Here is a 23390-nt window from a genome sequence, read left to right on the forward strand (position 1 = left end):
TTCCGCCGCCGTCAAACCCCAATTCGCGTCTCTGCGCAAGCCCGCGCTTTGGCCGGCGCTTGCCGGACCGGGTGCTGCCATTGGTGTAAACGTTGCGTGGGTGCGGTTTCTTCCTGAATTCCTTGAGGGAATTAGGATTTGCCAGAGAAGGTTCGGGGCTTCAGTCGCGCATCGCAGCCGCAAGCACCTTGAACAAGCGTTCGTCGCCGGACTGGGCGACATTGAAGCGCAGGAAACCGTTGGCGGTGCGCGACAGGCTGAAGGCGTTGCCGGGGGCGAGCACGACGTCCTCCGCCAAGGCGCGGCGGGCGATTTCGGCAGCGTCCATGCCCTCCGGCAGGAAGCACCATAAGAACATGCCGGCGCGCGGCTGGTGCCATGGGAAAATGCCGAGCGCGGCAAGGCGGGCAGTCGTGTCGGCCATGGCGCGGGAGAGGCGCGAGCGCAGCGCCTCCATGTGCTTGCGGTAGCTGCCGTCGCCGAGCAGTTTCAGCACCAGTTCCGACGACAGCCGCCCGCCGCCGAAGCACATGGCAATCTTCAGGTCGGTCAAGCCGTCGATCCAGTCGCGGGGCGCGGCGATGAAGCCGCAGCGCACCGAGGCGGACAGCGTTTTCGAAAAACTGCCGATCTGGACGACCCGGTTCAAGCCGTCGAAGGCGGCCAGCCGCGGCGCCGGGCTCACTTCGAAGTCGGCAAAAATGTCGTCCTCGATGATGGTCAGTGCCGACTGGTCCGCGAGTTTCAGCAGGCGGTGCGCGACGGCGGCGGAAAGCGTCGCGCCCGTCGGGTTCTGGAGCGCCGAATTGGTGATGTAGAGGCGTGGACGGTGCTCGGTGAGCGCCTGCGCGAACAGGGTCATGTCCGGCCCGGTGGGCGTATAGGGAACGCTGACGATGTTGGCGCGGTGCGCCCGCAGCAGCGCGTGGAAATTGAAATAACAGGGGTCGTCGACCAGCACGGTGTCGCCGGGTTCGAGCAGGAAGCGGCAGAGGAGGTCGATTGCCTGCGTGCCCGATTCCGTGAGCACGATCTGGTCGGGCGATGCCTCGACGCCATGCTCGCCCAGACGCCGCGCCAGCAATTGCCGCAGCGGGGCGAGGCCCAGCGGGGTGCCGTAGTCGGTAAGCACCGCGTCGTCGGCCCGCGCAAGCGACCGCAGCGCCCGGCGCAGCCCCTCCTCCGGCATCCATGAGGCTGGCAGCCAGCCGCAGCCGGGCTTCAGCACATCCTCGCCCGCATCCAGCGACTGGCGCGAAATCCACAGCGGATCGACCTCGCGGTCAAGCCGGGGGCCGATCTCGGCCAGCGACAGCGGCGCCAGCGGGCTGGAGACGTAGAAGCCGGAGCCCGGCCGCGAGCGGATGACGCCTTCGGCGGCCAGCCGCTCATAGGCTTCGACGATCGTTGAGGTGGAGACCTGCATCGTTTTGGCGAAGGCGCGGATGGAGGGCAGCTTTGCCTCCGGCGTCAGGCTGCGCGCGGCGATGCGCTGACGGATCGTCGCCATGACGGAACCTACCAGGGTGCCGTCCTTGCCGTCAGGATTGAGGCGATGATCCATCCGTACTGCCGTTGTATCCCTAACAGTTTTGCAGAACTGTAATGCATTGTCTCTGGTGAGGCCAGCCGTCACCGCGCAAGGTGAGTGAGGCAATCGCTTGAAGGAATTACCCCCACCCCTAACCCCTCCCCACAAGGGGCAGGAGGACCGGCTTGCATCTCCGCCGGGCACCAATCGTCGACGGTCTTGCTCGGCATAACGGCCGCAAAGTCCCCTGCCCCTTGTGGGGAGGGGTTAGGGGTGGGGGTAGTTCTTTCATGCGATCGCCCTGACGCATAGAAGCCGAAAGCAGATGGAACACATGGTGGATAGGACAACCGGCGGCTGGATCAGCGGGTTCATCGGCGTGCTGATCTTCAGCGGGTCGCTGCCGGCGACGCGCGTGGCTGTCATGGATTTCGATCCGGTGTTCCTGACCGTGGCGCGCGCGGCCATAGCGGGGCTGCTGGCGGTGGCACTGCTGCTGGCATTCCGCGAAAAGCGCCCGGCGCGCGCCGATCTGGCGTCGCTGGCCATCGTCGCGTTCGGCGTCGTGCTCGGTTTCCCGCTGCTGACGGCGCTGGCGCTGAAGCATGTCACCTCGGCGCATTCCATCGTCTTCATCGGCCTGCTGCCGCTGGCGACGGCGATCTTTGCCGTGCTGCGCGGCGGCGAGCGCCCGCGCCCGGCCTTCTGGCTGTTCTCCTGCCTCGGTAGCGCGCTGGTCGCCGGCTTTGCGCTGTCGCAAGGGGTCACTGCGTCGCCGGTCGGCGACCTGTTGATGCTGGCCGCAGTCATCGTCTGCGGACTGGGCTATGCCGAAGGAGCAAAGCTGTCGCGACGGCTAGGCGGCTGGCAGGTGATCTCCTGGGCGCTGGTGATGTCGCTGCCGGTCATGCTCGTCCTGGCGTTCGGCACCATGCCGCCGTCGCTCACCGGCATCGGCGGGGCGGCGTGGGCGGGGCTCGCCTATGTGTCGCTATTCAGCATGCTGATCGGCTTCATCTTCTGGTATCGCGGGCTGGCGCTGGGCGGCATCGCCGCCGTCGGGCAGTTGCAACTGCTCCAGCCGTTCTTCGGCCTGGCACTGGCGGCGAGCCTGCTCGGCGAACAGGTGAGCGGCGTCATGCTCGTCGTCACCGTCGGCGTTGTGCTCTGCGTCGCGGGAGCGCGGAAGTTCGCGCGGTAGGTCGCGGCCGGTCCACTTGAAAACCCGAAATCGGTTCGCCGGCCGCAGAAAACGCCGGGGACAGTTTACTTAATTCCGCTAGCATCAACTCAGAAGCGCTGCGCCTTTCTACGGAATTAAGTAAACTGTCCCCAGCAGTTCCCCTTCCGTCAACAGTCTCGTGCCGACGAATTTCGGGTTTCCAAGTAGAGCGGGTACTGCACCGGACAGTCCAGTTGAAGGATTTGGCTGCAACCAGCCTTCCGTTCCGAAAGCGATGACCGCCCTCGATATACTTCACGGCACCCTCTCGGCCCCGACGGCCACCGCCAAGGCCGCGTTCTGCGCGCCTCGGCCCAGCAGATTCGCCGCCGAGCGCCAGGCATGGTGCGCGATCCGGTCAAGCTGATCAACGGCCTCGATCCGTGCGAAGGCATCCGCGGCGGCGAGTTGTCCCGACGCAACGGAGGCGAGGGCCTCGGCGCGGTGGCTGCGTTGCAGGTCGTCGAGTTCTGCTACCGCGCCCTGCCCGTCGGCGAGCGCGGCTGCAATCTCGGGCGAAATGCTCCAGCCGATCGGAGCGGCCTGGGCGCTGAGCGCACATTCCGTGGTGATCGAGCGGCCAACGGCCTGGGCGGCGCGCATGGCACGCTCGCCGAGTTCCACGGCGCGACGGTCGAGGGGGCCATCGGCGGCCTGGTGGGAAAACGTGCCATTCGCCAGCACGTCCATCAGGCGCGAGGTATGATCGAGCGCATGCAATATGCTGGTCAAGCGCAGCCGCTCCGCCTCCGTCTCGGGCGGCTCCTTCAATTCGGACAGAAAGTCACGCACTTCCGTGACCGCGACGGCCGCTTCTGTCGTGCCCGGCGCGGCGGTAGCCCCGCCACGGCCCGAAAGCGCGGCTGAGACCGAGACGGCATTTTTCGCAAGCACGTCGGCCAGGACGCGCCGCACGGTTTCGACCGCGATCACCGGACTGGCGAGCGCGCTCGGATCGAGCGCGCGCTGCAGCGGCGTCTGCCTGGACGGCAGCAGCCGCTCGACGACCCGGGTGAACCATTGCGTCGCCGGCAGGAGCACCGCGACGCCGACGACATTATAGGCCGTATGATAGGCCGCAAGCAGCGTCATCCCGTCGACCGACGCGGAAAAACCTTGCATCAGCGAGGCCGTGAACGGGAAGGTGAGGATCGCGATCAGCGCGGCTATGAGCTTGAACAGCACATAGGCGAGCGCGAGGCGTTTGGCCGTCGTGCTGGCGCCGATGGCGGCCAGCGCGGAACTCGTCGCTGTGCCGATGTTCTGGCCGATGATCAGCGCCATGCCCTGCTCCAGGCTCACCGCTCCGGCGAAGAAAGCCGAAATGGTGACGGCGGTCGCTGCGGTCGAGGACTGCATGACCGCCGTCATGGCCAGGCCGATGGAGATCAGCGACATCAACCCGACGAAGCCGGCGCCCCAGCCGACCCCCGGCGCGCCGAGCACCGCCGGCAGGTCGGACGGATGCAGGCTCTCGGCAAGGCCTCCCATGCCCTGCTGCAGCGTCGTCAGGCCATAGAGTACCAGCGCGAAACCGGCGAGCGCGCCGCCCGCCGCCGCGACCCGCCCGCCGCCCAGCAGCTTCGCCAGCGCGCCCACGAAGATCATCGGCAACGCGTAGGCCGAAAGCGAGACACGCACGCCGATCAATGCAATCAACCAGGCCGTACCCGTGGTGCCGACATTGGCACCGAAGACAAGGCCGAGCCCCTGCGGGAAGGTCAGAAGCCCGGCGTTGACGAGACCGATGGTCGTCATCGTCACCGCGCTGGACGACTGCACGAGCAGCGTGACGATGGCGCCCCAGAAGGCTCCGGAGAGCGGCGTGGCCGCCGCGGCGCCCAGCGCGGTGCGCAAGGCCGATCCCGCCAGCGCCTTCAGGCCGTCGGTCATGACGGTCATGCCGAGAAGGAAAAGTCCGACACCGCCGAGAATGGCAATTGCTGTCGACATGCGCGTCTCAGCCCCTCCGCGCCTTAGACCCGAGATGGTTGAGGTTGCGGCGCCGGCGGACCCTAGGCTGTTAGCGTCCCCGCCGCAATCACAACGTCGGAATGGGCCGAGGTATTGAGAAACAGAATTCGGCGGGACGCTGCTGGAACAATAAAGGACGGAGGTGCGGAAATACACTTAAGTTTAACCATCGGGAAAACGCTCGAAATTCCACACTTAAATTGCTTACCCCAACATAGTATCAACCGGTCAAAGCGACTCGAGGCTGAACCCTATGACGATCTACAAATTCGAGCGAGGCTTCGGCTCGCAGGTAATTTCGAACTTCAAATCCGGAGACAAGCTGGATTTTTCAGCATTTCACATCGCCAACTTCGCGCAACTCGACCCCTGGATCATAAGTTCGTATGAAAAGGGCACCGAAGTAGCGTTTTATTACAATGGCGTCCGGGAGTCAGTTTTCATCGATAACTATTCTCTTTCCGAGAACGATTTCATATTCAACGCGTCCAATTCCGATCTACATGTTGATGGAACATCCGGAAACGACATGCTCTTCGGTGGGCTGGGCAACGACACGATCAACGGCGGCGTCGGCATCGATGCAATGAACGGAGGCGCCGGAAACGATACATACTATGTCGACGATGTCGTCGATGACGTATGGGAAAAGGTCGGCGGCGGGTTCGATCATGTGGCAAGGAGCTTGCCGGGAGATTTTAACTTCTACCAACTCGAGCCCGGCGTGGAAGTCGAGAAATTCACGTCCAACAACCTCAACTCAACGAAACATCTGTGGCTGATCGGGAACGAGTTCAGCCAGACCTTGATCGGCACTGCCGGTGAGAACGAACTGGAAGGCGCGGGCGGAGACGATGTTCTCATCGGCTACTCCGGTGCCGACGTCCTCAGTGGGAGCGGCGGGTTCGATATCGCCTCGTATCGCGGCTCCAAGATGGGCGTTGTCGCGTCATTGGCCACCCGCTTGCAAACACCAACGACGCGGCGGGTGACACCTATTACGGCCTGGAAGGTCTTACCGGCTCTTCGTTTGACGACACGCTTGTCGGCGACGATCGGTCGAACACCTTGGACGGCAGCGACGGAAACGACATTCTGGCCGGGGGCCTGGGTCGTGATACGCTTGTCGGCGGAAGCGGCAGCGATACATTCGTATTCGACACCGCGCCCAGCAATTCGGACAACTACGACCGGATCGCCGATTTTTCCGCAGCCGACACGATCCATTTGGATGGGGCAGTTTTCACCGCTTTGCCGGTCGGGACGTTTGCGGCATCAGCTTTCAACATTTTCAACGACGGCCCCAAGGACGCCGACGATCGTATCGTCTACAATTCCTCGACCGGCAATCTCTACTACGATGCCGACGGTTCGGGCACGGCTTTCGGCAACGTTAAGTTTGCCCATCTGGCCGGCGCGCCCGATCTGTCGGCGGACGTCTTTATTTTGATGTGATCACCTTCCAGACGCGCGCGTCGCCCTCTCCTCGCACTTGAGTTTCACCAGAAGAGGTAGGTCATCTATCGCGCTGCCGCCCGTGTCAGCAGCCGCTGATAGAACAATCCGATGCCGATCAGCACGGCGCCCAGCCCGATGAAGGACAAGGCCCGCAGCACGCCTTCCAGTTCCGACATGTCGAACAGGAACACCTTTGCCACGGCGATGGCGATCAGCGCGCCGGAGGCGACGCGCATGACGAAGGAACCGGTGCGCACGCCGGCGACCAGCAGGACCACGCCCATGACCAGCCACAGCGCCGAATAGCTGTAGGTTTCAAGCGGCTCAAGGCCTTTCCAGAGGCCGATAAACTCGCCTTTGAAGATGCGGCGCACCGACAGCGTCGCGTAGGTGAAGGCAAGTGCCGCGGCAGTGACGCCCAGCATCATGCCGTACCATTGCGGGCGGCGGCCGCGCGCGTACCAGCCCAGCACCGCAGCGGCGATGGCCGGCAGCAGGTACGCGAGGAACAGCAGGTTGAACACCGGTATCGCGCCGGTCGATTCGTCGGTGAACAGCGGATTGAGCAGCACGAAATGCTGCAGCACGATCATCGCCACCGACAACACGCCGATCGCCAGCGAGCCGTAGCGCAGCACCGAACTCGGCGCGCGCAGGTCGAGCGAGATCAGGATGCCTCCGGCGGCCAGCGCGATCAGCGAATAGATCGCCTGTTCGGCGAGCGTGATCTCGGCCGTATCAAGAATGCCGCCGTGCATGGCGTGGCGCACCAGCATGGCGATGGTCAGCAGCGCAAAGAAGATCGCCGCCCCCTGCATCGCCAGGCGCGGGCGGCCTCCGGTGGTGCGCCCAAGCTGCCAGGCCGAGAAAGCGAAGGCCAGCGCCGGAATGCCGTAGCCGGGCAGCAGCGCGTTGAGCACCGGCGTCGTGCCGAGCGCGGCGGCGCCGACGATGGTCGGGTCGATCGCCGCCCGGACCAGCACGACGGCGACGGCCGCCACCGACAGCCAGCCGAGCGCCGGCCAGGCGCGCCAGCGGGTTGCGAGCGCGGGCAGCATGGCGGAGGCTCCGACGAGGATGGTCGTCAAGGCCGGGCCGAACCCCATGTGGATGGCGGCAATCAAGGCCGCGCCCGCGCCAGCGAGCAGGAAGGAGACGGCCGGTCCGCCAGCCGATGATGCCGTTTGCTCGGCGCGCGCCACCGTTTCGGCGCCGAAGGCGAGGATGGCGGAAAGCAGCAAGGCGGCAACCGCATAGCGCAAATCGACGTCCGGATGACCCAGCGCCAGCCAGAGCGAGCAAACCACGACGAACGGCACGATTGCCGCGAACGATGCCCAGCTTGCGGCGGCGGCGCGCCGCATGGCGGCCAGCCGCCGTGCCCGCACCACGCCGGCGGCGATGAAGACGGCAGAGAGCAGGACGCCGGGATAGAACAGCACGTCGACGGAGGAAACGAGCGGAAAACCTTCGACGGAGACAGGCTCGCCCATCATTTCGAAATCGAACGAGCCGGCAAAGCCGATGCGCAGGTAGACGAGGCTGACGGCGATGCCGGCACCGAAGAGCAGCGGCAGCGCCTCGGTGCGCCATGCCGCCAGCGCCACCATCAGCACGAGCAGGGTCGTGCCGGCGGCAATGCCGTGCGTCGCCTGGAAGATCGGATCGACCATCAGGGCCGAGGCAGCAAGCGCGACGAAGAAAGCCGGGATCGCGGCGGGGAAGGCGCGGTATCCGGCCCGGCCGGAGGCGTCGGGATCGTTGTCCGGCCACAGGATGGCAAGACTGGCGAGCGTGACGAGGTTGATGAAGAGGACGATGGTCAGGTCGACCGGAGTCATGCCCGCCATGTAGGCCAGGCACCAGAAGCCGGTGCCGAAGAAGGCGGCGGAGGCGAGGAAGCGCCAGCGGCGGATGCGCGCGATGGCGATGGAGGAGACCAGCACGATGGCCAGATAACCGAACAGCGCCCATGGATTGGGCGATTCGGTGGCGACCAGGACCGGCGTGACGAACGAGCCGAGCAGGCCGACACCGGCCAGCACCTGCCCGTGAACGAGGGCCAGCGCCGTGGTGGCGACGCCGACAATGCCGAGCAGCACAAAGGCCGGCGCCGGCCCGATGAAGCCGTATATGCCATGCGCAGCGTAGATCGTGCCGAACAGCGTGAAGGCGCCGACGGCGGTGAGGATAGCCGGGATGTAGGCGCCGGCCGCGCCAGGCACGGGCATATTGAAGCCGGTGCGGCGGATAAATTCGCCGGCCGCCATCAGCACAAGGCCGAACAGGCCGGCCAGCATGAGGCGCGTTCCCGGACCGAACCAGCCCGCCTCGATCGAATAGCGGACGAGGAAGATGCCGCCCAGCGCCAGCGCCACACCGCCAACCCAGACCGCCCAGCGCGTGCCGAGGGCGGTTTCGAGGTCGGGTGTTGCCGGCCTCGTTCGGCGCGGCCCGCCGGCTTCGGTCGTCGGCCCGGCTGCATCTTCAGAGGACGGCCCGGCAGCACGCGCCGATGCCGAGTCGCCCGGCTCGAGCTCACCCGACCCGGCGGCGGCCGAGGCCTTTGAAATACGTTCGGAGAAAGCCCCGGCATCAGCCGGCCTTGGGCGCAAGGCCGCGAGGCCGGGCTCATCGGTTGGCGCGATGTCCTTTTCGCTGGCAGGCTCCGTCGGCGCGGGATCGAGGGTGCCGGCGGAGATCGCTTCAGCGGCCGTCGACGACGAGACCGCTTCCGCCGATGCCGAAGCGGATGCGGCGCTCGCGGAAGCGGCGTCGCCCACGGATGCGGTGGCGGCCGATTTAGCAGCCGCCCTGCCCTCGCCCGGCAACGACAGGATGAAGGAGCGGAGCGCCTTGATCTCGCGCTCCAGCAGGCCGATGCGCGACTGCTGGCGGGTTGCGACGACGATCAGCGCAACCACGCCGATGGCGCTCAGCATGCCGAAAAAACTCTCGAACATCGCGCTCCCTCGCCCGCCGACCCGGCCGTCAGCGCCCGGCCAGGCCGGCGGCGGGGAAGATGGAGCATGTTTCGGTGCCGAAGGCCAGAAGTTTGCCGGCTTCGTCCTTCAGCGTCGCTTCCGACACCGCCAGCGTGCGGCCGCGGTGGACGACGCGGCCCTCGCAAACCACCTCGCCCGTCTTCGGCGTGATCGGTCGCAAAAAGTTCACCTTGAACTCGGCGGTGGTATAGGCCTCGCCCGCCTCCAGCGTGGTGTGAACGGCGCAGGCGAGTGCTGAATCCATGATGGTTGCGGTCCAGCCGCCATGCACCCCGCCGAGCGGATTGAGATGGCGTTCGTTGGGGAGGCCGCGAAACACCGCCCTCCCCGGCTCGACCTCGGTCAGCGTGAAACTCAACGTGCCGGCGATCGGCGGCGCGGGATATTCGCCGGCAATCAGTTTTTGCAGCAACACCAGGCCCGGCTGGCCGGCCAGATCCGCGCGCGGGATCGTGCCCAGGCCCAGTCGTGAAACATGGCCGGGAAACAGTTCGACTTCACTCATGCGGCATGTTCTCCGGGCGCGGCCGCGCCGTTCAGCTTGCGCAGGGCAGCCAGAAAACCGGCACGCGCCTCGGGTTCGGAAATGCCGCGCGGTTCGTAGACGTGCCGCGCCAGGAAGAAGCCGGTCAGCCGGAAGGCGTGGTCGATCGCTACGGGATCGGCGCGGCGGGCGGGCGCGGCGAGGAAATCAGGCAGCACCAGCATTCTTTCGCGCCAGGGTGCGCCCGCGGCGCGCGACACGGCGCGTCCGGACTTCGGCGAGACGTAGACGAGATCGGTACGCACGCCTGTCGCGGCACATTCCGAGAGATCGAGGCCGAAACCCAGTTCCTCCAGCACCATCAGTTCGAACCGCGCCACCAGTTCGCCGGCCAACAGCGGCTCGTCGAGATGGGTTATCAGCACGGCCAGCGTCTCGAACAACGCAGGATGCACGTCGCGCTCCGGCATCAGCCGCAGATGTGCGGCGATGGTTTGTAGGCCGAAGACGGCAGCCGCACTGTCGAACAGGCGTGCAGCGTTCAACTCGATGGCTTCCGCCTGAAACGTTCCCAGATGTTCGTCCAGCCGCGCCCGCCAGACGAGGTCGACGCGGTTTCCGGCCTGCAGCACCGGCTGCTGCTTGCGCGAGCGCCCGCCGCGCACCATGCCGAGATGGCGGCCATGCGAGCGCGTCATCACTTCCAGGATGACGGACGTCTCGCCATGCCGGCGGGTGCCGAGGATAATGCCTTCGTCGCGCCATTCCATGCGGCGGAGCCTTTCACGGAAACAGCGGCGAGATCAAGGAGGGGAATCGAGGAGACGGCGACCCTGCGCAGCCCACCGATTGATCACCGCTTCACCGATTCCACCCGTCCCAAGTCGATCTCACAAGCTCCGAAGTGAATGTTCATCCGCATTTCGACGAAAATACTCGTCCTTCTGACGTAGTCTTGGTACCACCGGGTGGCGGTGCGGCGATAGCAGGTATATAGTGCCCTGGAATACTTTCAGGTCCGGGGAGGTTGTCATGACATCTTGGGAGATCAAGGGACGCGAACTCGTCAATTGCACTTGCGAGTATGGTTGCAACTGCCAATTTAACGCGCTGCCCGACAAAGGCCATTGCTATGCCGCGGCGGGCATTCAGATCGATGAGGGCCATCACGGCGAGACCAGTCTCGACGGTCTCAGGATCGCCGCGATCTTCAAATGGCCCGGCCCGATCCACGAAGGCAACGGCGAATGCATCGCCTTCGTCGACGAGAAGGCGACCGACCGGCAGCGCGAAGCGCTGCTGCGCATCATGTCGGGCCAGGATACCGATCCGTTCGCGACAATGTTCGCCGTCTTCGCTACGACCCTGACCAAGATGAACGAGCCTGTTTTCACCAAGATCGATCTCGAACTCGACATCGACGGCCGCAGGGGCCGCATCTTCGTCAAGGATTATATCGATACGATCGGCGAGCCGATCCGCAACAAGGTGACGGGCGCCGAATCGCGCGCTCAGATCGTGTTGCCGGACGGCTTCGAATATGCCGTCGCCGAGATCGGCAGTGGTTCGAGCAGGACCAGCGGGCCAGTTCAGTTCGACACCAAAGACACTTACGCCCAGTTCGCGCGGCTGCATCTCAACAATCACGGGGTCGTGCGGGCCTGACGCGCCGCATGGACGGCCCCCTCGAACGCCTGCTCAGACGCGACCGTCTCTTCACGGTCGCGGGGTTGGCAGCATTGTGCGTGCTGGCCTGGCTGTATATCGTCACGGGCGCCGGTCTCGGCATGAATGCGTGGGAGATGACGCGGCTCGCGCTGTTCCCCCACCAGCAGGCCGCGGGCGCCGATATGCCAGGGATGGACATGTCGGGGATGGATATGCCCGGCATGGACATGGGCGCGATGGCACCGGAACCGCGAATTTGGGGGCCCGCGATCTGGACGCTGATGATCGCCATGTGGTGGGTCATGATGATCGCCATGATGTCGCCGAGCGCCGCGCCGACCATCCTGCTCTATGCGCGCGTGCACCGCCATGCGCTCGCCGTGCGCCAGAGCCACAACAGGCTCGCGCCCACCGGCGTATTCGTGGCAGGCTATCTTCTGGTCTGGCTGGGGTTTTCCGTCGCGGCGGCTGCTTTGTATTGGCTGCTCGAACGCAGCGGGATCGTCTCCGCGACGACGATGGGTTCGCAGAGCCGCTGGCTTTCGGCCATCGTGCTTATCGGCGCGGGCCTCTATCAGCTCTCGCCGCTCAAGAATGCCTGCCTGTCGCATTGCCGGGCGCCGGCGGCGTTCCTTTCCCGCCATTGGCGTCCCCACGCGCTCGGCGCGCTTCGCCTGGGCGCCCTGCACGGGGCGTTCTGCGTCGGATGCTGCTGGATGCTGATGGCGCTGTTGTTCGTGGGCGGCGTGATGAATCTGGCGTGGATTGCCGCGCTTGCCGTTCTGGTGCTGATTGAAAAGGTGTTTCCCGCCGGCCAGTGGGTTGGACGCGCGGCCGGCATCGCCCTGATCATATGGGGCGGCGCGACGCTCCTGGTGTGAACGGCCGGGCCGTTTCGTTGCCGGCGAGGAAGCATTTGCGCATTCCTCGCACATTCCAAGCGTAGAGACTTTCACTGAAACCAAAGCGAGATCAAGGAGGGGCGCAACTGCGCCAATTTGCGCTGGCGCACTTCGCAGAACCGCGGCTGCTCTGGTAAAGAATTCAACCGCAAAGCTCTGCGAGGGGTCCATGGCTGACTTCACCATTGATCGTGTCGGCTGGCACACTAAAAAGCAGGGCAATACCGAGCCCCGGGAAAAGACGATCCGCCGCTTCTTCGTTTTTGCCGATTTCCTGCAGCGGAATGGCCTGACGGTGTAAGATATTTCTCGGCCAGAGGCCGCTATCGACGATGCATTTGAGATAAGGTCCAGCGATCTAACCCCGGAGGGCCTTTCGCTCACTAAGATGGCTTATGACAAATGGCTGCGGCGTATCGACCGTGGCATGGATCCAAACAAGCTTTCGATTTTCGAGAAGGCGCTGCAGGAACTTCGGAACAGCGGATCGTAACCGTTCACCTCGTCGTGTAGCCGCCGTCGATCGAAAAGATCGCGCCGCTGGTCCAGGCGGCCTTGTCGCTCGCCGATGCACCGCCTATGCAGGCAACGTCCTCCGGTGGTCCGAATGTTCCATCGGCTGCCGGCATCGAAGGCCAAACCGTAGCGATGCTCACTCCGGCAGGCCCGCCTTTCGCAGCGCCACAGCAAACTTCTCCATCAGGTTCGGACGCACGAGGTCCATGCGCACGAAGCTGCCGATCGTCCAGCCGGGCGCCACCTCCAGCAGGCGCGCCGCCGCTTTTTGCGTGGCGTCGAGTTGGCCCAAGCTCGATCGGCCGGCCACAAGGCTGACATGGAGGATGCTAAACCCCGGATTGGCATCGATGGCTTTGGCCGCATAGTCGACGGTCTCTTCGAAACGGTCGGTGAAAAAGCAGCACCAGGCCAGCGCCAGATAAGGATGATAGTTGAGCGGATCGAACGGACTAAGCCGCAATGCCTTCATCGCGTCGCCGCATGCGCGGTCGTAGCGTTCCGAAAACATGTGCACCAAGGCGCTGAACCCGAAGGCCAGGGCCGAGTTCGGGTTCATCTTCAGCGCCCGGTCGAGGGCGCTTATGGCCGTCTCATAGTCGTGGCTGATGTTGGCGTGGACGAACGCGCCGATACAAAGCGCCTGTGGATCGTCCTTGCCGGTTGTGAGCGCGCAGGCCGCGTGCCTCAATGCGGCGGCCCGATCCTCAGGGTCGAATCCGCCTCGCAGGAAACGCTGCTCGTAGGCCCATGCGGCAAGACCATGCACTCCAGCATAGTCGGGATCGAGCCTTAGCGCCTCGTTGAGCAGGCGCAGCGCTTCTTCCCGATCGGCGGGCGTGTTCGCATAGACATAGGGCAGAGCCCGCAGGTACAGATCGTAGGCATCCAGCCGGTCCGGCCGCTTGCGACGCGCCCGCGCGATCTCGGCGCGCCGGATCGTCGGCTCCATCACGCCGACGATGTTCTCGGTCAGCCGGTCCTGAAGGTCGAATATGTCCTCGATCGGCCCCTCGAATTTGTCGGCCCAGACGTGGGTGCCATCCGTTCCCTCGACAAGCTGCCCGGTGATACGCAGGCGGTTCGCAGCCTTGCGCACGCTGCCCTCCAGCACATAGCGGACGCCCAGTTCCTTGGCCACCTGGCGGATGTCCACCATGGTGCCCTTGTAGGCGAAGGTGGAGTTGCGGGCGATGACGAAAATGCCCGGGACCTTCGACAGGCTGGTGATAAGGTCCTCGACGAGACCGTCAGCGAAATACTCCTGCTCTATGTCACCGCTCATGTTGGTGAACGGGAGCACCGCCACAGAGGGCCTGTCCGGAAGCGCAAGGGGCTTGGCCGCCGACGGAGCCTCGCCACCGGCATCGCTGAGGACCACCCGATAGGTGGGAACCGGCTCGGTGATATTCTTGACCTGCTGCTCGCCCATCGACTCGAAGCGGAAAGCTAGCTTTTTCTCGACTTCGCGCGCGACCTTGCCCGAGACGCAGATGCCGCCTCGGTCGGCGAGCTGCTGGAGCCGAGCCGATACGTTCACCCCCTCCCCGTAGCGATCGTCGCCGTCGACGATCACCTCGCCAAGGTTGACGCCGATGCGGACGTGAATGTGTTCATCCTCGGCAAGGCTCGCATTGCGCTCCGCGAGACCACGTTGCAGCGACACGGCGCATTCGACCGCGTCGACGACACTGCCGAATTCGGCGAGCAACCCGTCGCCCATCAGCTTGAATATGCGGCCGTGTCGCTTGTCGATCTCCGGCTCGAACAGTTCTTTCCGGCCAGCAACAAGACGGCGATAGGTCCCCGCCTCGTCGCGCTCCATCAGCGTGGAATAGCCGACCACGTCGGCCGCGAGAATCGCCGCAAGCTTTCGTTCCATGTTACCCCCATCAGGGCAGGACCGCGTACTCCATGCTAGCATACAAAGTAGCGAATTCGGCGAGAACGTATGAGGCAGAAAAAGAAAAAGCCATCGATACGGTCGTGTTCGGGATGAGGGTGACTATTCGAGCAGTAAACCAACCCGGAGTTACAGGCCTCACCCTGCGGTGTAACCGCCGTCGACCGAGAATATCGCGCCGCTGGTCCAGGCGGCCTCGCCGCTCGCCAGATAAACGGCGATGCCGGCAAGGTCTTCGGGTTTTCCGATGCGGCCGAGCGGGTAGCTGCGCTGGACATAGGCGGACAGTTCGGCCTTGGCGGCTTCCGGCAGGTTGTCGACGGTCTTGCGGCGCATCGCCGTGTCGACGGTGCCGGGCGCGATGGCGTTGACGCGGATGCCGCGCGGGCCGAGTTCGAAGGCAAGCGACTTGGTCAGCGAATTCAACGCGCCCTTGGAAAGCGAATAGAGGCTGGAGGGACGGCCGGGAATCATCTTGTGGGCGAAATAGGACGAGATGTTGATGACAGAGCCGCCGGCCGGCAGATGCGGCAGCAGCTTTTGCGTCAGGAAGAACGGCGCGGTAACGTTGAGCGCGAATGAGTTTTCGTACTGCTCAGCCGTCACGGTGTCGAAGGCGACAAGGTAGGCAACGCCTGCGTTGTTGACCAGGATGTCGAGCTTTTCGCCGGAGCGCTCGAACTCGCCGGCGACCGCCTCCACGCCCTCATGGGTGGAAAGGTCGGCCTCAAAAGTATCGGCTCCGCTGATTTGCCGGCGCGCCGCCTGTAGTTTGTCCGAGTCGCGACCGACGATCTGCACCCGCGCGCCCTCACGCCCAAATGCAATGGCGATCGCCAGCCCTATGCCGTCCGATCCGCCGGTGACCAGCGCCCGCTTGCCTGCAAGTCTCATGTCCCCCTCCCCTAAGTGTTTGAGCGTCGGCACATCCTCCTGTGCTGATGCTCAAAGGCGCAAAACGTCAGGTCGGGAATTCCAATCCCATTTCCCGATAACGCTCCGGGTCGTCGCTCCAGTTCTCCCGCACCTTTACGAACAGGAAGAGATGGACCGGCTGTTCCAATATCTCGGACAGGTCCTTGCGCGAGGCCTGGCCGATGGCGCGGATGGTCTCGCCCTTGGCGCCAAGCACGATCTTCTTCTGGCTCTCGCGCTCGATGTAGATGGTCTGCTCGATGCGCACCGAACCGTCCTTCTTCTCTTCCCATTTTTCGGTCTCGACATGGGAGGAGTAGGGAAGCTCCTGGTGCAGGCGCAGGAACAGTTTTTCGCGCGTGATCTCGGCGGCGAGCTGGCGCATCGGCAGGTCGGAAAGCTGGTCTTCCGGGTAATACCAGGGGCCGGCGGGCAGCGAGGCGGCGAGATAGTCGAGAATATCGTCGCAGCCGGTGCCCGTCAGTGCCGAGACCATGAAGGTGCGCTGAAAGGCGACGCGCTCGTTGGCCTCCTTCGCCATGATCAGCAGCGCCTCAGGCTTCACCCGGTCGACCTTGTTGAGGATGAGGATCTTCGGCTGGCCGACATTTTTCAGATTGTCGAGGATCGCCTCGGCGTCGCCACGGATGCCGCGCTCGGCGTCGATCAAAAGCATGACGACGTCGGCGTCCTTGGCGCCGCCCCAGGCGGTGGTGACCATCGCCTCGTCGAGGCGGCGGCGCGGCTTGAAGATTCCGGGCGTGTCGACGAAGACGATCTGAGCCTGCCCATGCGTGGCGATGCCGCGCACGATGGCGCGCGTCGTCTGCACCTTGTGCGTTACGATCGAGACTTTCGCACCGACCAGCCGATTGACCAGGGTCGACTTGCCGGCGTTTGGCGCGCCGATCAGGGCGACGAAGCCCGAGCGGGTATCGATGGATGGTATTTCGCTCATGACGCAGCCTTTTCGCCCGACCACACGCCTTCGCGCAGCAGGAATTCGGTAGCAGCCGCCTCTTCGGCGGCGCGGCGGGACGGTCCGCTGGCGCGGCTCGGCGCGAAGCCGGTCACATTCACCGCGACGGTGAACACCGGTTCGTGGTCCGGTCCCTCCCGTCCCTCGATGCTGTATTCCGGTCGCGCGCCATTCGCCTGCGCCACCCATTCCTGCAATTCGGATTTTGGATTGCGCGGCTTGTCGATGACGCCTCGCGAACGCGGCTCCCAATAGCGCAGGATGAAGGCTTTCGCCGGGTCCATGCCGCCATCGAGATAGATGGCAGCGATCAGCGCCTCGACGGCATCGGACAGATAATTGCCGGCCTTGCCGCCCCTGCCGGCCTTAAGCGCGGCGTCGGCGCGGATCAGCTGATCGAGACCGAGTTCGAGGCCGATGGCGCCGCAGGTGCGGGCATCGACCAGCGCGTTGAAGCGCGGCGCGAGGTCGCCTTCCCGCGCGTCGGGGAACAGGGCGAACAGCATCTCGGCCACGACCAAGCCGAGGACACGGTCGCCAAGGAACTCAAGGCGTTCGTTGTTGGCCTTGGCCCTGACGGCGCTGGAATGGGTCAGCGCGGTCTGCAGCAGGGCCACGTCGCGAAAACTGTGGCCAATGCGGTCGCGCAGTACGATTGCCAGGGCGTCTCCCGTCGGCCGTTTCAGACCCATCGCCCTATCTGACGAAGTTGAAGAGGCGTGTCGGGCGCATCTCGGTCGGCCATTTCCAGATCTCCAGCGGGCTGGCGCCGCCGGCAATCGAGAAGAAGATGATGTTGGCGCGGCCGACAAGGTTTTCCTCGGGAACAAAGCCGACCGACCGGCGGCTGTCGCTGGAATTGTCGCGGTTGTCGCCCATCATGAAATAGTGGCCCGGCGGCACGATGTATTCGCGCGTGTTGTCGTCGATGCCGTTGGGCGTCAGGTCGAGCGTGTCGTAGGAAACCCCGTTCGGCAGCGTCTCGCGGTAGACGTCGATCGGCCGGTCTTCCTCGGTGATATCAGGATTGTCGATTGTGCCGGTCTTCACGCGAGGCACACCCTCGCCGTTGATGAAAAGCTGGCCGTTCCGCATCTGGATGCGGTCGCCGGGCAGGCCGACAACCCGCTTGATGTAGTCGAGCGAGGGATTCGGCGGGAACTTGAACACCACCACGTCGCCGCGCTCCGGAGAACTGCCGAAGATACGGCCGGAAAACAGGTTCGGCGAAAACGGCAACGAATAGCGCGAATAGCCGTAGGCCCATTTGGTGACGAACAGATAGTCGCCCTCGAGCAGCGTGGGACGCATCGAGCCGGAGGGAATCGAGAAAGGCTGGAACAGCAGCGTGCGGATGACGAGGGCGAGGATCAGCGCCTGGATGATGACGTTGACGGTCTCGCCAAGCCCTCCGGATTTTTTCACAGTCTTCTCGGCCACGCTCATGTCGTCCTCGGTCGTCGTCGTTCCCGTATAAGGGCTAGCGCCAAGCGGAGCAACGCCGCGCGGCCGCCTTCAATGCCATAATCATGGCTGTTGTTCGGCGGGTAGTGACTCGATGATCACAAATGCCTGAGCAAGCGGATGATCGTCGGTGATCGTCAGGTGAATCTCGGCGCGATGGCCGTTCGGAAGCATCGATTTCAGGCGCTCCGCCGCCCCACCGGTCAGATGCATGGTCGGCCTGCCGCTGGGCAGGTTGATCACGCCCATGTCGCGCCAGAACACGCCGCGCGCCATGCCCGTACCCAGCGCCTTGGAGCATGCCTCCTTGGCGGCGAAGCGTTTGGCGTAGGTCGCGGCGCGCTCCCGCCTGCTTTCGGCCTTGGCCTGCTCCAGATCGGTGAAGATGCGTTTGACGAAACGCTCGCCATATCGGTCGAGCGAGCTTTCGATGCGGCGGATGTCGATCAGGTCGCTGCCAATGCCGATGATCATGGGCTAGATGTTCCGGCTGCCCGGCTTGATCGCCGGGATCGCCGCGAGCTCCGGCGGCAGATTGTCGGCGGGATAGGCTGGAACCTCGTATTCGGCGAGCGCCACCAGCGGCACGCCGACGTCTGTCTTGCCGGCCGAACGGTCAATGATGCAGGCCGCAGCCAGGACTTCGGCCCCCAGATCATGAAGGCAGGTGATCGTCTCGCGGATCGACAGGCCGGTGGTCACGATGTCCTCGACGATGACGACGCGCGCGCCTTTCTCGATCTCGAAGCGGCGAAGGCGGAATACGCCCTGCTCGCGCTCGACCCAGATGGCCGGCACGCCGAGATGACGGGAGGTCTCGTAGGCAGGGATCAGGCCGCCCACTGCCGGTCCAACGACATAGTCGATGCGGCCCGGCACGGTTTCGCGAATTTTCGCGGCCAGCGCCCGGCAAAGCCGCTCAGTCTTGTCGGCATGCATGAACACCCGCGCCTTCTGCAGGAAGACCGGGCTGCGCAGGCCGGAGGTCAGGATAAAGTGCCCTTCAAGCACCGCCCCTGCCTCGCGGAAGATCGACAAGACTTCGTCCGTGTTCATACGTGCTCCAGACAAGGATCAACCATTGACCCGCTTCGCCTCGCTGACGGCGGGCGATTCCTTCAGTTGCGAAAGCAGCCGGTTGAGGTGCTTCAGGTCCCACACCTCAAGATCGACCTGCATTTCCGTGAAATCCGGCGCGGTGCGCACCATCGACAGCGAATGGATGTTGGCGTCGTTGACCGCCACGATCTGGGCGATCTCGGCGAGGGAACCCGGTGCGTTGATCGCGGTCACGGAGATGCGGGCCGGAAACCGCTCGCGGTTGCTTTCGTCGATGTCCCAACGCACATCGATCCAGCGCTCGGGCTGATCGTCGAAATCGGTCAAAGCCGGCGACTGGATCGGATAGATGGTGATGCCGACGCCCGGCTGCACGATGCCGACGATGCGGTCGCCCGGCACGGCGCCGTCGGGTGCGAAGCGCACCGGCAGGTCACCGCGCACCCCGCGGATCGGCACGGCGCCGCCTTCCTTCTGTTCCTTGCGGTCCTTGCGTGCCGCGCGGCCCGGTATCTGGAACAACATGCCGGCGGCGTTGCGGATCTTTGACCAGCCCTCCTCGCGGCGCGTCGGCAGCGGCGTGGTTATCCGCTCCTCCTTGTAGTCGGGGTGGACGGCGCGCAGCACATCGCCGGAGGCCAGTTCGCCGCGGCCGACGGCGGTCAGCACGTCCTCGACATCCCTGCGGGCGAGCCGCGCCAGGACCGGCTTCAGGCTTTCCTTGGTGTATTCCTTGCCGGCGCGGGCGAAGACACGCTCCAGTATGCGCAGGCCCAGGCCCGAATACTGCTTGCGGATGGCGTTCTTGGTGGCGCGGCGGATCGCCGCCCGCGCCTTGCCGGTGACGGCGATCGATTCCCAGGCGGCGGGCGGCACTTGGCCTTTCGAGCGGATGATCTCGACCTCGTCGCCGTTCTTCAACTCGGTCATCAGCGGCATGATGCGGCCGTTGATCTTGACGCCGACGCAGGAATCCCCGACCTCGGTATGGACAGCGTAGGCGAAGTCGATTGGCGTCGCGCCGCGCGGCAAGGCGATCAGCATGCCTTTCGGCGTGAAGCAGAAGACCTGGTCCTGGAACAGTTCCAGCTTCGTGTTTTCCAGGAACTCCTCGGGATTGTCGCCCTCGGCAAGCTGCTCGATGGTTCGGCGCAGCCAGGCATAGGCGTTGGTCTCTTTGGAGATCGAATGCGCCGCCCCGTTCAGCTTCGTGCGGCCATCCTTGTAGAGCGCGTGCGCCGCCACGCCATAATCGGCGACGGTGTTCATCTCATAGGTACGAATCTGCAGTTCGACGCGCTGGCGCGACGGGCCGACGATCGTCGTGTGGATGGAACGATAGTCGTTCTGCTTCGGCGTCGAGATGTAGTCCTTGAAGCGTCCCGGCACCATCGACCAGGTCGTGTGGATGGCGCCCAGAGCGCGATAGCAGTCCTCGACGGTATCGACGACCACACGGAAGCCGAACAGGTCCGAAAGCTGCTCCAGCGACAGCGCTTTCGATTCCATCTTGCGGAACACCGACCAGGGTTTCTTCTGCCGGCTCTTGACCTTGGCCTTTATCGACCGCTTCTCGAACAGAGCCGACAGTTGCGCCTCGATCCCGGCGACCACGCCGCGGTTGCGCTCGAATATGTCGGTCAGCCGCGCCGTGACCATGCGGTGGGCTTCCGGATTGATGTAGCGGAAGGCGAGTTCCTCGAGTTCCTCGCGCATCCCCTGCATGCCCATGCGGCCGGCCAGCGGCGCATAGATCTCCATCGTCTCCTCGGCGATGCGCAGGCGCTTGCCTTCGGGCACGTGGTCGAGCGTGCGCATATTGTGCAGCCGGTCGGCGAGCTTGACCAAGAGGACGCGGACATCCTCGGAGATTGCCAGCAGCAGCTTTCGCAGGTTCTCGGCCTGCTCGGCTTTCTTGGACACGAGGTCCAGCTTCTTCAGCTTGGTCAGGCCCTCAACCAGCTTGCCGATGTCGGGACCGAAGAGCTGATCGATCTCCTGGCGGGTGGCTGACGTGTCCTCGATCGTGTCGTGCAGCAACGCCACCGCCACCGTCGACTCGTCCAGATGCATGTCGGTCAGGATCGCCGCGACTTCCAGCGGATGCGAGAAATAGGGGTCGCCGGAAGCGCGCTTCTGATGGCCATGCTTCTGCATGGCGTAGACATAGGCCTTGTTGAGCAGCGTCTCGTTAACGTCGGGCTTGTAGCGCTGGACGCGCTCGACAAGCTCATATTGACGCATCATGGCTCAACGTCCGCACCCATCAAAAACATGCGCCGCGTCGAAGACACGGCGCATTCGATAGATAGCCATGATCCGCGGGTCGCGAAAGGCCCGCAGCATAAGCCAAGTCCTAGTAATCGTCGCTTTTTTCCGGGGCGACGAGGCCTTCGATGCCGGCCAGCAATTCCTCTTCCGACATGCGGTCGAAGGCGATGTTGCTGTCGTCGTCCTGCTCGACGATTTCGCCGGCGGCGGCCACCGTCTGGTCGGCGATCTCGGCGCCGTCGCTCTCGGGCTCGTCGACCTCGACATGCTTCTGCAGCGAATGGATCAGGTCTTCCTTGAGGTCGCCAGGCGAAAGTGTCTCGTCGGCGATCTCGCGCAGCGCGATCACCGGGTTCTTGTCGTTGTCGCGCGGCACGGTGATGGCCGCACCCTGACTGATCTGGCGGGCGCGGTGGCCGGCAAGCAGAACGAGCTCGAAGCGGTTGTCGACCTTGTCGATGCAGTCTTCAACGGTTACGCGGGCCATGAACTGCCCCTTTCATACCTGGATGTGATGGAAAGCCGGGGCGCTCCATAACCCGAAAGACGGCAGAAAACAAGCTTTGTGGCAAGCCCCGATCCCGCCGCGCCAACTGGATCAATCACGGCCGGCCGGCTGCGTCATTACATTTTCGTGACCGACCTTGGAAAGCTGGCGGCAAGGCGGTATCTCATTCGCATAGACGATGCGTAGCGGATTTTCTCCGCGAGCCGTATCCGCCGCAAGTTTGCTGCACTACCCGATTGTTTTGACCAAGGACATTCCAGTCATGTTCGACCCGCGCGAAAAAATCGCTCTGTTCATCGATGGCGCAAACCTGTACGCGACCTCCAGATCGCTCGGTTTCGATATCGACTACCGCAAACTCCTCTCATCGTTCCAGAAGCGCGGCTATCTGCTTCGCGCCTATTATTACACCGCGCTGGTCGAGGACCAGGAATACTCTTCGATCCGCCCCCTGATCGACTGGCTGGACTACAACGGCTACAAGGTCGTGACCAAGCCGGCCAAGGAGTTCACCGACTCGACCGGGCGCCGCAAGATCAAGGGCAACATGGATATCGAACTGACCATCGATGCCATGGAACTCGCCGATTATGTCGACCACTACGTGATCTTTTCCGGCGACGGCGATTTCCGCACGCTGGTCGAGGCGCTGCAACGGCGCGGCCGCAAGGTGAGCATCGTCTCGACCATGGCCTCGCAGCCGCCTATGATCTCCGACGATCTGCGCCGGCAGGCGGACCACTTCATCGACCTGATGACGCTGAAGAGCGAAGTCGGGCGCGATCCCTCCGAGCGGCCGGTCCGGCGTACCGAGCCTGCGGCCGCCGAGGACGAATACTGACAGGATCGGCGGTGAACGCCGAGCCGTCGCGCGACTGTCCTCTCTGTCCGCGCCTGCATGATTTCATCGGCCAATGGCGCGCACGCGAGCCCCACTGGTTCAATGCGCCCGTCCCGACCTTCTTGCCGCCGGAAGGCGAGGATGCTGTTCGTCTGCTCATCGTCGGGCTGGCGCCCGGGTTGCGCGGCGCGAATCGCACCGGCCGGCCGTTCACCGGCGACTATGCCGGCGACCTTCTTTATCGCACGCTGATCCGTTTCGGACTGGCGCGGGGCGTCTATCAGGCGCGTCCCGACGACGGGCTGGAACTGGTTGGTACGGCGATCGTCAATGCCGTGCGCTGCGTGCCGCCAGAGAACAAGCCGACGCCGGCGGAAATCAACACCTGCCGCCAATTCCTGTCACCGGCCCTCGCCCGCTTCCCGAATCTGCAAGCCGTACTGTCGCTCGGCGCCATCGCCCACCAATCCACGGTGCGCGCATTCGGCGGACGGGTCGCCGCCTTTCCGTTCAAGCATGGCGCATCAGTCGAGATCGGCGGGGTAAAACTGTTCTCCAGTTACCATTGCTCGCGCTACAACACGAACACCGGCGTGCTGACCGAAGACATGTTCGTCAGCGTGTTCGAACGGATCGCAGAGCATATCCGGGCGTTGGATTGAGGCTGTGCCGGCGACCACGCCGGATCCC

Annotated in this window: 22 protein-coding genes and 1 pseudogene; 8 read left to right on the plus strand and 15 right to left on the minus strand. The window is 64.2% G+C overall.

Features of this window, described 5'->3' with window-relative positions:
- Positions 1-160: 160 nt before the first annotated feature.
- Positions 161-1564, minus strand: a complete 1404-nt coding sequence (locus tag ABMA59_RS16615) for an aminotransferase-like domain-containing protein (protein ID WP_349006493.1) — start codon at positions 1562-1564, stop codon at positions 161-163.
- A 304-nt stretch (positions 1565-1868) separates the two neighbouring features.
- Between ABMA59_RS16615 and ABMA59_RS16620 the strand changes: the two genes are divergently transcribed.
- Entirely contained in the window at positions 1869-2732 is an 864-nt protein-coding gene (locus ABMA59_RS16620; RefSeq protein WP_349006494.1) for a DMT family transporter, read from the plus strand.
- Positions 2733-3008: 276 nt separating this feature from the next.
- Here ABMA59_RS16620 and ABMA59_RS16625 read toward each other — a convergent pair whose 3' ends face one another.
- Entirely contained in the window at positions 3009-4706 is a 1698-nt protein-coding gene (locus ABMA59_RS16625) for a Na/Pi cotransporter family protein (RefSeq protein ID WP_349006495.1), read from the minus strand.
- Between the two features lie 274 nt (positions 4707-4980).
- On the opposite strand from ABMA59_RS16625, the pseudogene ABMA59_RS37230 reads away from it, so the two are divergent.
- Together ABMA59_RS37230 and ABMA59_RS37235 are read left to right on the plus strand one after the other, a co-directional pair.
- Positions 4981-5628, plus strand: a pseudogene (locus tag ABMA59_RS37230) (hypothetical protein); the annotation flags it as partial.
- 167 nt (positions 5629-5795) lie between these two features.
- Positions 5796-6182: a calcium-binding protein gene (locus ABMA59_RS37235; protein ID WP_425475933.1), complete on the plus strand. Its 387-nt coding sequence runs from the start codon at positions 5796-5798 to the stop codon at positions 6180-6182.
- Between the two features lie 65 nt (positions 6183-6247).
- Here ABMA59_RS37235 and ABMA59_RS16635 read toward each other — a convergent pair whose 3' ends face one another.
- From ABMA59_RS16635 to recO, 3 genes are read right to left on the minus strand one after another with little or no spacing between them, the layout of a single operon-like run.
- Positions 6248-9148, minus strand: coding sequence for a DUF2339 domain-containing protein (locus ABMA59_RS16635; RefSeq protein WP_349006497.1), 2901 nt, complete (start codon positions 9146-9148; stop codon positions 6248-6250).
- A 28-nt stretch (positions 9149-9176) separates the two neighbouring features.
- On the minus strand, positions 9177-9695 hold the full coding sequence (locus tag ABMA59_RS16640) for a PaaI family thioesterase (protein WP_349006498.1): 519 nt from the start codon (positions 9693-9695) through the stop codon (positions 9177-9179).
- Positions 9692-10444, minus strand: coding sequence for a DNA repair protein RecO (gene recO / locus ABMA59_RS16645; protein WP_349006499.1), 753 nt, complete (start codon positions 10442-10444; stop codon positions 9692-9694). Before recO ends, ABMA59_RS16640 begins: the two co-directional genes overlap by 4 nt.
- A 262-nt stretch (positions 10445-10706) precedes the next feature.
- Between recO and ABMA59_RS16650 the strand changes: the two genes are divergently transcribed.
- From ABMA59_RS16650 to ABMA59_RS16660, 3 genes are all read left to right on the plus strand, one after another.
- Positions 10707-11339 (plus strand): DUF1326 domain-containing protein, encoded by a 633-nt coding sequence (locus ABMA59_RS16650; protein WP_349006500.1) that lies wholly within the window; start codon positions 10707-10709, stop codon positions 11337-11339.
- 8 nt (positions 11340-11347) lie between these two features.
- On the plus strand, positions 11348-12223 hold the full coding sequence (locus ABMA59_RS16655; RefSeq protein WP_349006501.1) for a DUF2182 domain-containing protein: 876 nt from the start codon (positions 11348-11350) through the stop codon (positions 12221-12223).
- Positions 12224-12413: 190 nt separating this feature from the next.
- Positions 12414-12545 (plus strand): hypothetical protein, encoded by a 132-nt coding sequence (locus ABMA59_RS16660; protein ID WP_349006502.1) that lies wholly within the window; start codon positions 12414-12416, stop codon positions 12543-12545.
- A gap of 196 nt (positions 12546-12741) precedes the next feature.
- Here the strand turns inward: ABMA59_RS16660 and ABMA59_RS16665 are convergent, their stop codons facing one another.
- The 10 genes from ABMA59_RS16665 to rpoZ all read right to left on the minus strand — a co-directional run bounded on the left by ABMA59_RS16665 (position 12742) and on the right by rpoZ (position 21838).
- The gene (locus ABMA59_RS16665; protein ID WP_349006503.1) at positions 12742-12900 is read right to left on the minus strand and encodes a hypothetical protein; all 159 of its coding nucleotides are present in this window, start codon (positions 12898-12900) and stop codon (positions 12742-12744) included.
- Positions 12897-14642 carry an adenylate/guanylate cyclase domain-containing protein gene (locus ABMA59_RS16670; protein WP_349006504.1) on the minus strand — a complete coding sequence of 582 codons (1746 nt, stop codon included), beginning with the start codon at positions 14640-14642 and terminating at the stop codon, positions 12897-12899. Before ABMA59_RS16670 ends, ABMA59_RS16665 begins: the two co-directional genes overlap by 4 nt.
- Positions 14643-14801: 159 nt before the next feature.
- Positions 14802-15557: an SDR family NAD(P)-dependent oxidoreductase gene (locus tag ABMA59_RS16675; protein WP_349006505.1), complete on the minus strand. Its 756-nt coding sequence runs from the start codon at positions 15555-15557 to the stop codon at positions 14802-14804.
- A gap of 67 nt (positions 15558-15624) precedes the next feature.
- Complete coding sequence (gene era, locus ABMA59_RS16680) at positions 15625-16536, minus strand: GTPase Era (protein ID WP_349006506.1); 912 nt, start codon at positions 16534-16536, stop codon at positions 15625-15627.
- Positions 16533-17249, minus strand: coding sequence for a ribonuclease III (gene rnc, locus ABMA59_RS16685; protein ID WP_349006507.1), 717 nt, complete (start codon positions 17247-17249; stop codon positions 16533-16535). Before rnc ends, era begins: the two co-directional genes overlap by 4 nt.
- A gap of 4 nt (positions 17250-17253) precedes the next feature.
- A complete protein-coding gene (gene lepB / locus ABMA59_RS16690) occupies positions 17254-18003 on the minus strand; it encodes a signal peptidase I (RefSeq protein ID WP_349006508.1) in 750 nt (249 codons plus the stop codon).
- An 81-nt stretch (positions 18004-18084) separates the two neighbouring features.
- Positions 18085-18495, minus strand: coding sequence for a holo-ACP synthase (acpS, locus tag ABMA59_RS16695; protein WP_349006509.1), 411 nt, complete (start codon positions 18493-18495; stop codon positions 18085-18087).
- A 3-nt stretch (positions 18496-18498) separates the two neighbouring features.
- Complete coding sequence (pyrE, locus tag ABMA59_RS16700) at positions 18499-19077, minus strand: orotate phosphoribosyltransferase (RefSeq protein WP_349006510.1); 579 nt, start codon at positions 19075-19077, stop codon at positions 18499-18501.
- An 18-nt stretch (positions 19078-19095) separates the two neighbouring features.
- The gene (locus tag ABMA59_RS16705) at positions 19096-21327 is read right to left on the minus strand and encodes a RelA/SpoT family protein (RefSeq protein ID WP_349006511.1); all 2232 of its coding nucleotides are present in this window, start codon (positions 21325-21327) and stop codon (positions 19096-19098) included.
- A 109-nt stretch (positions 21328-21436) separates the two neighbouring features.
- A complete protein-coding gene (gene rpoZ / locus ABMA59_RS16710; protein ID WP_349006512.1) occupies positions 21437-21838 on the minus strand; it encodes a DNA-directed RNA polymerase subunit omega in 402 nt (133 codons plus the stop codon).
- A 283-nt stretch (positions 21839-22121) separates the two neighbouring features.
- Here rpoZ and ABMA59_RS16715 point away from each other — a divergent pair, with 283 nt between their 5' ends.
- Both ABMA59_RS16715 and ABMA59_RS16720 read left to right on the plus strand, forming a co-directional pair.
- Positions 22122-22700, plus strand: coding sequence for a LabA-like NYN domain-containing protein (locus tag ABMA59_RS16715; protein WP_349006513.1), 579 nt, complete (start codon positions 22122-22124; stop codon positions 22698-22700).
- A gap of 11 nt (positions 22701-22711) precedes the next feature.
- A complete protein-coding gene (locus ABMA59_RS16720) occupies positions 22712-23362 on the plus strand; it encodes a uracil-DNA glycosylase (RefSeq protein ID WP_349006514.1) in 651 nt (216 codons plus the stop codon).
- The last annotated feature ends 28 nt before the right edge of the window (positions 23363-23390 follow it).

The organism is Mesorhizobium yinganensis (assembly GCF_040081985.1).
Lineage (GTDB): Bacteria > Pseudomonadota > Alphaproteobacteria > Rhizobiales > Rhizobiaceae > Kumtagia > Kumtagia yinganensis.